Annotated in this window: 14 protein-coding genes; 10 read left to right on the top strand and 4 right to left on the bottom strand. The window is 62.3% G+C overall.

Features of this window, described 5'->3' with window-relative positions; genetic code table 11:
* The 7 genes from Q0L62_RS12550 to Q0L62_RS12520 form a co-directional block, all read left to right on the top strand.
* Window positions 1-164: PhoH family protein (locus tag Q0L62_RS12550; RefSeq protein ID WP_296680343.1), on the top strand; the 164-nt coding region annotated here is incomplete at its 5' end.
* 6 nt (window positions 165-170) lie between these two features.
* Entirely contained in the window at window positions 171-296 is a 126-nt protein-coding gene (locus Q0L62_RS12545; protein WP_296680340.1) for a hypothetical protein, read from the top strand.
* A 25-nt stretch (window positions 297-321) separates the two neighbouring features.
* On the top strand, window positions 322-816 hold the full coding sequence (ybeY, locus tag Q0L62_RS12540) for an rRNA maturation RNase YbeY (RefSeq protein ID WP_296680339.1): 495 nt from the start codon (window positions 322-324) through the stop codon (window positions 814-816).
* A 19-nt stretch (window positions 817-835) separates the two neighbouring features.
* Window positions 836-1,741 carry a hemolysin family protein gene (locus Q0L62_RS12535; protein ID WP_296680336.1) on the top strand — a complete coding sequence of 302 codons (906 nt, stop codon included), beginning with the start codon at window positions 836-838 and terminating at the stop codon, window positions 1,739-1,741.
* A 6-nt stretch (window positions 1,742-1,747) separates the two neighbouring features.
* Entirely contained in the window at window positions 1,748-2,632 is an 885-nt protein-coding gene (locus tag Q0L62_RS12530; protein WP_296680335.1) for a LysR substrate-binding domain-containing protein, read from the top strand.
* Window positions 2,633-2,661: 29 nt separating this feature from the next.
* Entirely contained in the window at window positions 2,662-3,342 is a 681-nt protein-coding gene (locus Q0L62_RS12525) for a peptidylprolyl isomerase (RefSeq protein ID WP_296680332.1), read from the top strand.
* A gap of 55 nt (window positions 3,343-3,397) precedes the next feature.
* Window positions 3,398-4,411, top strand: coding sequence for an AIM24 family protein (locus Q0L62_RS12520; RefSeq protein ID WP_296680329.1), 1,014 nt, complete (start codon window positions 3,398-3,400; stop codon window positions 4,409-4,411).
* 45 nt (window positions 4,412-4,456) lie between these two features.
* Here the strand turns inward: Q0L62_RS12520 and Q0L62_RS12515 are convergent, their stop codons facing one another.
* A complete protein-coding gene (locus tag Q0L62_RS12515; RefSeq protein ID WP_296680327.1) occupies window positions 4,457-4,921 on the bottom strand; it encodes a peptidylprolyl isomerase in 465 nt (154 codons plus the stop codon).
* A 103-nt stretch (window positions 4,922-5,024) separates the two neighbouring features.
* On the opposite strand from Q0L62_RS12515, the gene mgtE reads away from it, so the two are divergent.
* The 3 genes from mgtE (at window position 5,025) to Q0L62_RS12500 (ending at window position 7,793) form a co-directional block, all read left to right on the top strand.
* Window positions 5,025-6,455 carry a magnesium transporter gene (mgtE, locus tag Q0L62_RS12510; protein ID WP_296680324.1) on the top strand — a complete coding sequence of 477 codons (1,431 nt, stop codon included), beginning with the start codon at window positions 5,025-5,027 and terminating at the stop codon, window positions 6,453-6,455.
* Between the two features lie 5 nt (window positions 6,456-6,460).
* Entirely contained in the window at window positions 6,461-6,874 is a 414-nt protein-coding gene (locus tag Q0L62_RS12505) for a DUF1489 domain-containing protein (protein WP_296680321.1), read from the top strand.
* 127 nt (window positions 6,875-7,001) lie between these two features.
* Window positions 7,002-7,793, top strand: coding sequence for a sulfite exporter TauE/SafE family protein (locus Q0L62_RS12500; RefSeq protein ID WP_296680319.1), 792 nt, complete (start codon window positions 7,002-7,004; stop codon window positions 7,791-7,793).
* Here Q0L62_RS12500 and Q0L62_RS12495 read toward each other — a convergent pair.
* The 3 genes from Q0L62_RS12495 to Q0L62_RS12485 form a co-directional block, all read right to left on the bottom strand.
* A complete protein-coding gene (locus Q0L62_RS12495; RefSeq protein WP_296680317.1) occupies window positions 7,790-8,491 on the bottom strand; it encodes a DsbA family oxidoreductase in 702 nt (233 codons plus the stop codon). The two genes, Q0L62_RS12500 and Q0L62_RS12495, sit on opposite strands and share 4 nt — an antisense overlap.
* Window positions 8,488-9,354 (bottom strand): NAD(+) diphosphatase, encoded by an 867-nt coding sequence (gene nudC / locus Q0L62_RS12490; protein ID WP_296680314.1) that lies wholly within the window; start codon window positions 9,352-9,354, stop codon window positions 8,488-8,490. Before nudC ends, Q0L62_RS12495 begins: the two co-directional genes overlap by 4 nt.
* Window positions 9,355-9,365: 11 nt before the next feature.
* Window positions 9,366-10,443, bottom strand: a 1,078-nt coding sequence (locus Q0L62_RS12485) for a serine hydrolase (RefSeq protein ID WP_296680312.1), incomplete at its 5' end; no start/stop codon positions are given.

Raw genomic sequence — 10,443 nt, 5'->3', positions numbered from 1 at the left:
AGGTCGATATCCCCGGCGGTCCGGCGATGAGCGGGCTTAACGATGCGGTTGGCCGGCTTGAAGGCGTTGACGGCATCGCGATCACGCGCTTTTCGGTTGCCGATGTGGTCCGTCACCCCATCGTTGGCCGGATCGTCGAGGCCTACGAAGGTGAAGGCGCTTAGGGGGCTATGGCCATGCTGTTCGCAATTATCCTGCTGGGCGCGTTTATGTTGGTGGCGGCACTGCTCAGGGGCTGGCTACGGGCAAAAGCCGAACGCGCCTCTCGCAAGCGCGATGTGAGCAGCTTCGATTGACGCTGTTGAGTGTGCTGTTCAGAAAATGATTGTCGACGTGTCCATAGAGGCCGAATGGCCGTCGCCGCCCGACTGGTCGGCCCTTGCTGATGCGGCTTGTGCGGCGCTTTCAGCTTTTGCGCCGGAAATCGCCAGTCCGCGCCTCTCCACCAGCCTGCTGTTCGCCGACGACGCCGAAGTCCAGGCGCTCAACCGCGAATGGCGCGGCAAGGACAAGCCGACCAATGTGCTGTCCTTCCCCATGCTGGAGCGCGATGACCTGCTGGCTCTTACTCCCGATGGCCCGCCCGAATTGTTGGGTGACATCGCGCTCGCGCTTGAAACCTGCGCGGAGGAGGCGGCTGACAAGGGCATCAGCCTTGAACGTCACGCTGCACACCTGATCATCCACGGCCTGCTTCATCTGGCGGGCTATGATCACGAAACGTCGCCCGATCATGCCCGCGCGATGGAACAGATCGAGATAAAGGCGCTTGCGCAATTGGGCATCACCGACCCATATGGCGATCACGACGCGTAACAAGGATTTATCCAGGCCAATGGCCGACAATCATTCACCGGAGCCGGACAGTAAACGCACGCTGTGGCGTGCCATCCGCCGGTTCTTCGACGGCGTTGACGGCGATACCTCACTGCGTGCCCAGCTTGAAGAAGCTATAGACGAGCATGAGGACGGCAACGAAGCGCGCGCCGGTGGCAATGGCGATCTTACCCCGCTTGAGCGGGAGATGGTGCGCAATTTGCTCCATTTCAGCGAACTTGACGCCGATGATGTGGCGATCCCGCGCGGCGAAATCATCGCGATCCCGGCCAGCGCCAGCTGGGACGACGTAGTCGGCGCCTTTGCCCAGCACGGCCATTCCCGCCTGCCGGTTTATGGCGATACCCTGGATGAAGTGATCGGCATGGTCCTGATCAAGGACGTCTTCCCTTTGCTGGCCAGCGGTAAGGCGCCGCGCGACTGGACCACCCTGATGCGCCAGCCGCTGTTCGTGCCGCAGGCGCGCAACGCGCTCGACGTGCTGAACGACATGCGCGCCAGCCGCGTTCACCTGGCCGTGGTAATAGACGAATATTCGGGCACCGACGGGATCATCACGTTTGAAGACCTGGTCGAGGAGATCGTTGGAGAGATCGAGGATGAGCACGACGATGCTCCGCAAGACCTGCTGGTGCCACTAGATGGCGGCATGTGGGAGATCGACGCGCGGGCCGAACTGGAAGAAATTGGTGAGCGGGTCGACCCGCGGCTCGGCGATGTAGAGGAAGATGTTGATACGCTGGGCGGGCTGGCCTTCCTGCTTGCTGGCCAGGTGCCACAGAAAGGTGCGATCCTGGCGCATGACAGCGGGTGGAAGCTGGAAGTGGTTGCGGGCAACGAAAAACACGTTACCCGTCTGCGCCTTCACCCGCCGCCGCCTGTCGTGGACGAACCGGAAGAGTAACCCCGCTTGGCCATCCGCCGCCTTCCTCCCCTGCGTGCCATTGAAGCCTTTGTCCGGATCGTCCGGATGGGCAGCGCCCGTGCCGCAGCGGACGAGCTGGGGCTCAGCCCGTCGGCATTGTCACGCCGGGTGGCCGCTCTGGAAGAGTTTATCGGGCGCCGACTGTTTACCCGGCAACACCAGGCGATGAAGCTGACCGATGAGGGTCAGGCGTTTTATGATGCGGTCAGTCCCAAGTTTGATGAACTGGCCGCCGCAGTCGAAGGCCAGGTGGAAGACAGCAAGGTCCTGCGTCTGCATCTGGGGGTCCTGCCGCTGTTCGGCACCCAGCGTCTGTTTCCGCGCCTGCCCGAATTGCGCAAAGCCCACCCCCGGCTGCATATCGACATCGATACCAGCCCCCATCTGCTTACACGGGTTGGCGATACGCTGGACGCCGCGATCATCCTGTCCAAACAGCCCGATCCGCAGTTTCATGCCGTGCGGCTGGACCACAACCGCGTCTACGCCTTCACTTCCACCGCACTGGTCGAAGAAATCGGGCTGAACCCGGATCAGGCCGCGCTGTCACGCCAGACCTTTCTGATCCACAACGAACTGCCCGACAGCTTCACCGCGTGGAAACTGGCGATAGCCATGCCGGGCCTGGAGCCTGCCGCAATCGACCATTACGATTCAGGACAGCTGATCCTGGAAGCAGCAGCCAACGGCCTTGGCATCGGCATCATGCACGACGATCATTTTCATCGCAGCCATGACAGCCGCCTGGCCAAATTGTTCGAAATCGAAGTGGAAAGCCCCTATTCCTATTGGTTTGTGTGCCGTCCGCACGCCTTGGAAGTGCGTTCGGTCCGGATTTTCCATGAATGGCTGATCAAAGCGGGGCTTTAGCGTTCATGTCAGAGCGTTAAGATCACACCATGAACCGCCGATTCGCCCTTGCCGCCGCGCTTTGCGCGCTTGCACTCAGCATCGCTCCTGCCCAGGCTGCCAAGCCCAGAAAGGCTGTAGTGAAAACCAAGCCGGCACCCCCGCCGGCGCCGCTGCCCGATACGGTCCGTGTGGCCATGGTCACTGCGCTGGGAACGATCGAGGTCGACCTCGATCACAGGCGCGCGCCGATCACGGTCGAAAACTTCGTGCGGTATGTCGATGCTAAGAAGTTTGACGGAATGCCGTTCTACCGGGCGATGCGACTGAACTGGGGTACCCAGCCCAACGGACTGATCCAGGCCGGATTGCAAGCCAATCCCCTGAAAGTGTTCAAGCCGATTGCGCACGAGCCGACCAGCCAGACTGGCATTCTGCACAAGGCCGGGACCATCTCGATGGCGCGCTATGCGCCGGGGACCGCGATGGCCGATTTCTCGATCCTGCTGTCCGACCTGCCCAGCCTTGACGCCGATCCGAAGTCGGCCAACGCAGAAAGCCAGGCCGGCTTTGCCGCCTTTGGCCACGTGGTGACCGGCATGGATGTGGTGCGGAAAATCTGGGACGCGCCGCTTTCCCCGACCAAGGGCGAAGGGCCGCTCAAAGGCCAGATGCTGGAGCCTCCGGTCAAAGTGCTGACTGTGCGGCGAGTGTCGATACCGGCCCCTTAACCCTGAATTATCCTGTCGCGTGCCATCATTGCCTGGCAGCAAAAGGCATTGAGACATGGGCAACTACATCGGCGAATCACCGGCAACCCGCGGCTTTGGGCGCAAGGGCGCAGGTTCCGTGTCGGGCACCTCCAGCGGCTATACTTTGAGCAGTGCTGCCCAGGACTTTATTGCCGCTGAACGCCGGCAGCGTGATGATGACATGGCCGGCTCGGTGCCGACCCCAACCCAGGTTCCAGACGCGCTGGTCAACGACATCGATTACGCGATCGGAGGAACCGATACGCAATACGTCGAGATTGAGCTTGACCCGGGCGAAGCGATCATTGCCGAAAATGGGGCAATGATCTGGAAAGACCCGGTTGTCGGATTTGACACGCAAGTGGGAGATGGAACAGTCAACGGCCTCTGGGAAAAGGTAATGTCCGCTGGAACAAGCGTCATAAGCGGCGAAAGCCTGTTTCTGGGCGAGTTCCGCCACGGCGGCGGTGCGGGCAAGGCACGGGTCGCCTTGGGTGGGCGCACGCCAGGCCATGTTCTGGCTGTCAGGCTTGAAGAAATGGGCGGCAAGATCGTTTGCCAACGCGGCGCATTCCTGGCCGCCGCCAAAGGTATTTCAGTGTCAGTCCGCTGGGTCGGCTCCATGTGGACCGGCCTTGAGGGCGGCGAAGGTTTCATCTTGCAAGAGCTTTCGGGCGAAGGCTGGGCCTTCCTCCACGTCGGGGGAACCTTGATCGAACGGGTTCTTGGAGAGGGCGAGCAGCTCCACGTCGATGCAGGCTGTATTGCCGCGTTTGAACCGGCGGTGACCTTTGATACCGCCAGTCTCAACAGTGGTCAGATCGCGCGAAGCGTCAAGAATGCCATTGTTGGCGGCGAGGGCTGGCAGTTCGCCCGTTTGACCGGGCCGGGCAAGGTTTGGATCCAGTCTCTGCCGTTCCGGCGCCTTAGCCGTACTGTCCTTGCCGAAGCGCAATTGCCCAATGAGACGGGCTTGCTCAACGGCGGCGGGCTGGGCCTGGGCGATGTAGTCAGTGGCGTCGGGCTGGCCCGCAAGCTGTTCGGATGACGGACGGGGCGGGCGCAGTTCGTCCCGCCTCCGCCGTCCAAACAATCAGCTAACCGAGGCCGAGACGATCTTGCCCGGCTCGCGCGGGGGTTCGCCCTTGGGCAGGGCATCGACGTGCTCCATGCCTTCGACCACGTTGCCCCACACCGTGTATTGCCGGTCAAGGAAGCTGGCATCGTCGAACACGATGAAGAACTGGCTGTTGGCTGAATTGGGCGCGCTGGTGCGGGCCATCGAACAGGCACCGCGGGTGTGCGGTTCGTTGTTGAACTCGGCCTTGAGGTCCGGCTTGTCCGAACCGCCCATGCCGGTGCCATCGGGGCACCCGCCCTGCGCCATAAAACCGGGGATCACGCGGTGAAACTTGACTCCGTCATAGAACCCTTCGCCGACCAGTTCCTTGATCCGCGCAACGTGGCCGGGGGCCAGATCGGGGCGCAGCTTGATCTTCACATCGCCGCCTTCACCGCTACCGGTGTCGAGCGTCAGGGTAAGGTATTCGTCGGCCATAGGGGATGTCTCCTGTTGATTTGCAGGCCGATATAGGGGCCCTGACCCTAAAGTCACGCCCTGCCCGGTTGCTTTTGCGCGGCAGCGGCCTAGACCGGCGCCGATGACTCCCGACGACTACGCCCCCGACGTGCTGGACGATGCGGCCATTGCCGCCGATCCGCCCCGTGAAAGCGATAGTCTGGACCAGGAAAACACCCTGAAGAAGGACTTCGTCCGCAAGGTCAGCGATCTGCTCGACGCGGGCGAGGACGATCAGGTTTATGACCTTGTCGAACCGCTGCACCCGGCCGACATCGCCGACCTGTTCGAGCTGCTCGGGGCGGACGAACGCCCGCTCCTGGCGAACGCCATCACCGACCTGATGGGCAGCGAGGTTTTTGCCGAACTTAACGATCACGTCCGCGAACTGCTGGTTGAATCGCTACCCGCCGGCGAAGTTGCCGACATTGCCGAGCAGCTCGACACCGACGACGCGGTGGCGATGCTGGAAGACCTTGACGAGGAAGACCAGCAGGCCGTCCTGGCTGAAATGGAGCCCGAGGACCGGGCCGCGATCGAAACCGCGCTGTCTTATCCCGAGGAATCGGCCGGCCGGCTGATGAGCCGCGATTTCGTTGCGGTTCCTGAACACATGACTGTCGGCGACCTGATCGATTACTTGCGTGAAGGGCGCGATCTGGCCAACGAGTTCTGGGAAGTGTTCATCGTCAATGCGCGCTATCACCCGATCGGCAGCTGCGCGCTGAGCTGGATCCTGCGCTGCCCCCGCAGCATCGCCTTGACCGATGTGATGAAGCGCGACCAGAGCCTGATCCCGGTCGACATGGACCAGGAAGAGGTTGCGCTGCGGTTTCAGAAATATGCGTTGATCAGCGCCGCCGTGGTTGATCATGACGGGCGCCTTGTAGGCCAGATCACGGTTGATGACGTGGTCCATATTATTCAGGAAGAAGCGGGCGAAGACGTCCTGCTGCTGTCCGGTGCGGGTGACGGCGACATCAACGAACCGATCCGGGAAAGCTACGCCAGCCGGGTGCGCTGGCTGATTGCCAACCTGGTTACCGCACTGCTTGGAGCAACGATCATCAGCCATTTCGGCGGTGCCATAGAAAGGCTTGTTGCGCTGGCCGCGCTGTCGCCGATGGTGGCCTCGATCGGCGGCAATGCCGGGACGCAGACCATGGCCGTGGCGGTGCGTGCCCTTGCCACCAACCAGCTCACCCGGGCCAACACCGGCCGCATCCTGTGGCGCGAACTTCGTGTCGCCATGCTCAACGGAATAACCGTGGCCGCGCTGATCGGGATTGCGACCGCACTGTTCTTCGGCAATCCGCTGCTGGGCGCCGTGATCGCCACTGCCGTAGTGCTCAACATCATTACCGCGGGTTTGGCCGGCGTAGTCGTGCCGGTCCTGTTCGACCGGTTCGGGCAGGATCCGGCAGTGGCCAGTTCCGTTTTCGTGACAATGATCACCGATTCGATGGGTTTCTTCGCATTTCTGGGACTGGCGGTGGCCAGCGGGCTGGTCTGACGGTCGTGCCGTTGCATCTGACCAAGGTTGCCTATGGCGCGCAGTCGCTGGAGGAAATGCGCAGCTGGTTCTCCACCCGCGGGCCTGAAGCACGACTGACCACGCGTTATCTTCCCAAACGCCATGCCGAAATCGTCCCCGGCGACGGGTCCGGCCAAGGATCGCTGTTCTGGATTTTCAAACACCAGCTGGTCATGCGCAGCCCGATCCTTCGCTTTGAAGCGGCCGAGGGCGGCAAGACCAACATCGTTATCCAGCCGCGCCTGATCGACGTCATGCCCAGCCCCAAGCGCGCGCACCAGGGCTGGCGCTATCTTGATCACGCCAACGCCCCGCGCGATCTGGCCGAAGGCGAAAGCAGCGGCGATGTGATGCCCGGCAAACTGGCGAGCGACCTGGCGCGGCTCGGGCTCGTCTGACCCCGCAAGCGCGGCATAGAATTGCTTTGGGGCCGCACGGGATTGCTCTCTTTGCGCGGGGCGGGCAGGATGGCAGGGCGTTTTACCGCTGACTGGTTTCAGCGGAACGGGGGATGACACGCAGCTGATGCCTGACTTTGCCGCCCTTGACCTGCCCCACGCCCTTGCCGGGCTGCTGGTGGGTTTTCTGGTCGGATTGACCGGCGTCGGCGGCGGCTCTCTGATGACACCACTTTTGGTGCTGGTCTTCGGCGTGAGTCCGGCGACTGCGGTGGGCACGGATCTGCTTTATGCCGCAATTACCAAGACGATCGGCAGCGCGGTCCACGGGGTCAAGGAAACGGTCGACTGGAAGATTGTCCGTCGCCTGGCTACCGGCAGCCTGCCCGCTGCGGGCGCTACCCTGATCGCACTCAACACGTTTCTCAAGGTTGGACAGAACACCAACGCCGTTATCCTGGACGTACTGGGTGCGATGTTGATCCTGACCGCGATTGGCATCCTGTTCCAGCGCCGCCTGCTCGCTTATGGCGCGACCCATCATCCGCCGGTTCTGGCCGAATACGCGCTCGTCCCGACAATCGTGTTGGGAGCGGCGCTGGGCGTGCTCGTCACATTATCGTCGATCGGTGCAGGGGCGATCGGAATGACCGTGCTGCTGATGCTCTATCGCCGATTGCCGGTGCTGCGGCTGATCGGATCGGACATTGCCCATGCAGTGCCGTTGGCACTCGTTGCGGGCATGGGCCATTGGTTTATCGGAGGAGTCGACGCTACCCTGTTGCTCAACCTGCTTCTGGGTTCAATTCCGGGGGTGATCGCAGGCAGCCTGCTCGCGAGCCGCGCTCCCGATACGTTTCTGCGCCCGGCCTTGGCCGCTGTGCTGGTGCTTTCAGGCTACAAGCTGCTGACGCATTAGGTGTCTGCCGTTTGCGCGGCGGCTTCCTTGGCCGCGATCCGCCTTAGCGCATTGGCATAAACCTCGGGCTCCTGCGCACCGGGGATCAGAAACTTGCCCTGAACGATCATCGCCGGCACTCCGCTGATGTTCATGTCCCACGCCCGGGCCTCTTCTGCGCGGACGATCTGGCTCAGCGCGTCATCGTCCAGCGCGGCGCGCGCACCGTCTCGGTCAAGCCCTTGCGATGCCGCGATGTCGACCAGCACTTCGGGATCGGACACGTTGCGGCGCTCTTGAAAATGGGCATCGAACAAGGCCAGCTTGAGCTTGTTTTGCACCTCGGCCCCCGCTTCGATCAGCGCCCATTTAAGCAGCTTGTGCGCGGCAAAGGTGTTCCACATTTTTGCCGGCGGCGGATCACCTGCACCGGCATAGGCGAATGAATAGCCCGCCCGCTCCCCAATAGCATGCATCTGACCACGACTTTCGGCGGCCTGCTGCGGCGTGCGCCCATATTTGCGGGCAATATGTTCGGCCTGGCCCTCACCTCCGGACGGCATGTCGGGGTTCAATTCGAACGGCAGCCAGCGAACTTCGGCCGAAAGTTCGCCTTCCAGCTCGTGCAGTGCCTTTTGCAGCTGCCTGTAACCGATGATGCACCACGGGCACATCACGTCGGAATAGATATCGATCGTCAGACGGGCAGGTTGGGTCATCGGTCAAGCCACCAGGTCACGAGGTGATGGGCAATGGCAAAAGAACGCGGAAACACCAACGTATCGTTGCCGTCCGGTCCCGCCGCGCGGGCATCGAGCAATTCCTCGCGGGTGAACCAGCGCGCCTCTTCCAGTTCGGTGTGATCAATGGTCAGGGCGCCGTCATCGGCCAGTGCAAAGCAGCCGATCATCAGCTGGGATGGGAACGGCCAGGGCTGACTGGCGATGTACTGGACATCACGAACCCGCACTCCGGCTTCCTCGAACACTTCACGGGCAACCGCTTCCTCGATGCTTTCGCCCGGCTCTACAAACCCGGCCAGCGCCGAAAACATCTTGGGAGGAAAACGCGGCTGGCGGCCCAGCAGCAATTTGCCCTGGTGTTCAACTGCCATGATCGTGACCGGATCGGTGCGCGGAAAATGTTGCGCGCTGCAGCCGCCGCAGCTGCGCTGCCAACCGCCTTTGGCCAACACCGTAGGCTGGCCGCAGCGCGCACAAAAGCGGTGGCGGGCGTGCCAGTCAACCAGGCTGCGCGCGCCGCCATACAACGCCAGTTCTGCCGGTTCCAGCGCAGTCATCGCTCGCCAGATCGCGGGTTGGGCATAGGCCGGACCTTCAGCACCCTCACCTGGCACCGCAGCAAAACAGGCCTTGGTGTCGAGCATCCCCAGAAACACCAGGTCGGCATCGGGCGCAGCATCGGCCAGGGTGCCCCACTCCAGCTGCCCATCATCGGTATGGACTGGCGCCAAGCCATCAAGCTTGAGCAGCCGCGCCCGCCAGTCCATCAGGCTGGCCAGCCGTTCGGCATCGTTGCGGATATCGTCAGCCCGGTCGAGCGGCGAGCCGACGAATGCCATGGTCATCCCGCTCAGCCCTTGCTGCGCATTTTGGCAAGGTCCGCCTGGACGGCCTGGGGGAACTCGGCATGCACCGGATAGGCGTCTGACGGCATATACTGCGTGAACAGCGATGCGCGCAGTCCGTATTTCAGATTGACGAAGGCCACCGTGCCGGCTGCCCCGCCCCAGCCATATGTACCGGCATCGCCGCCCAGACCGACTCGGCCGCCAGCGCCAAAGCCGGCACTGTCGGCAAATGTGCCAGCAGTTTTCGCGCCGTCGGGCAGCAGGTTTGACGTGCCAACACGCACTGCCAGTTCGCTCATCACGCGCGTGGTGCCGATCTTGCCATAACCGGCCAGCATTTCCAGGAACCGGTCATAGTCGCGCGGGCTGCTGACCAATCCGGCCCCGCCAAACGGGAAGGCCGGCTTATCGAGATAGACCGAGCTCTTGGCCGGGTCGATTGGCAGTAACATGCCCAGCTGCGGCGAATAGTTGCCGGTCAGCCGGTGCTCGTCCTTGGCTGGAACCCTGAACCAGGTCGAAGTCATGCCGGTGGGGCCAAAAATTCGGTCCTGCAGGAAGGTATCGAAGGCCTGGCCAGAAGCAACTTCGATCACGCGGCCCATTAAATCGAGCGCAACCGAATAGGACCATTGTGTGCCTGGCTCATAAACCAGCGGCATTTCGGCCAGCCGATCAGCAAACAGCGTCAGGCTGGGGACTGGCTTGCCCCGGTCCAGCCCTGGCAGCGGCAGGCGCGTGACCTGGCCTGGCACCAGCCCGGCAGTTTCATATGCTTCCTTGATCGGGCCTTTCTGGATGATCGAATAACCAAGCCCGGCCGTGTGGGTCAGCAGGTTGCGGATGGTGATCGGGGTCTTGGCCGGCCTTAGTTCGGTAATTGATCCATCGGGCGTTACCTGCACTTGCATCTTGGCAAACTTGGGCAGCAGATCGGCCAGCGGCTGATCCAGTCCCAGCTTGCCTTCATCAATCAGGATCATCGCCGCCATGCCAGTAATCGGCTTGGTCATCGAATAGATCCGGAACAGACTGTCCGGGCCTACACCATCGGGATCGTCCAGACCTTCCTTGCCGCGC

It is taken from the genome of Novosphingobium sp. (assembly GCF_024642085.1).
GTDB lineage: Bacteria > Pseudomonadota > Alphaproteobacteria > Sphingomonadales > Sphingomonadaceae > Novosphingobium.
The sequence above is the reverse complement of the archived record's forward strand: the minus strand, read 5'-3'. Positions and strand labels throughout refer to the sequence as shown.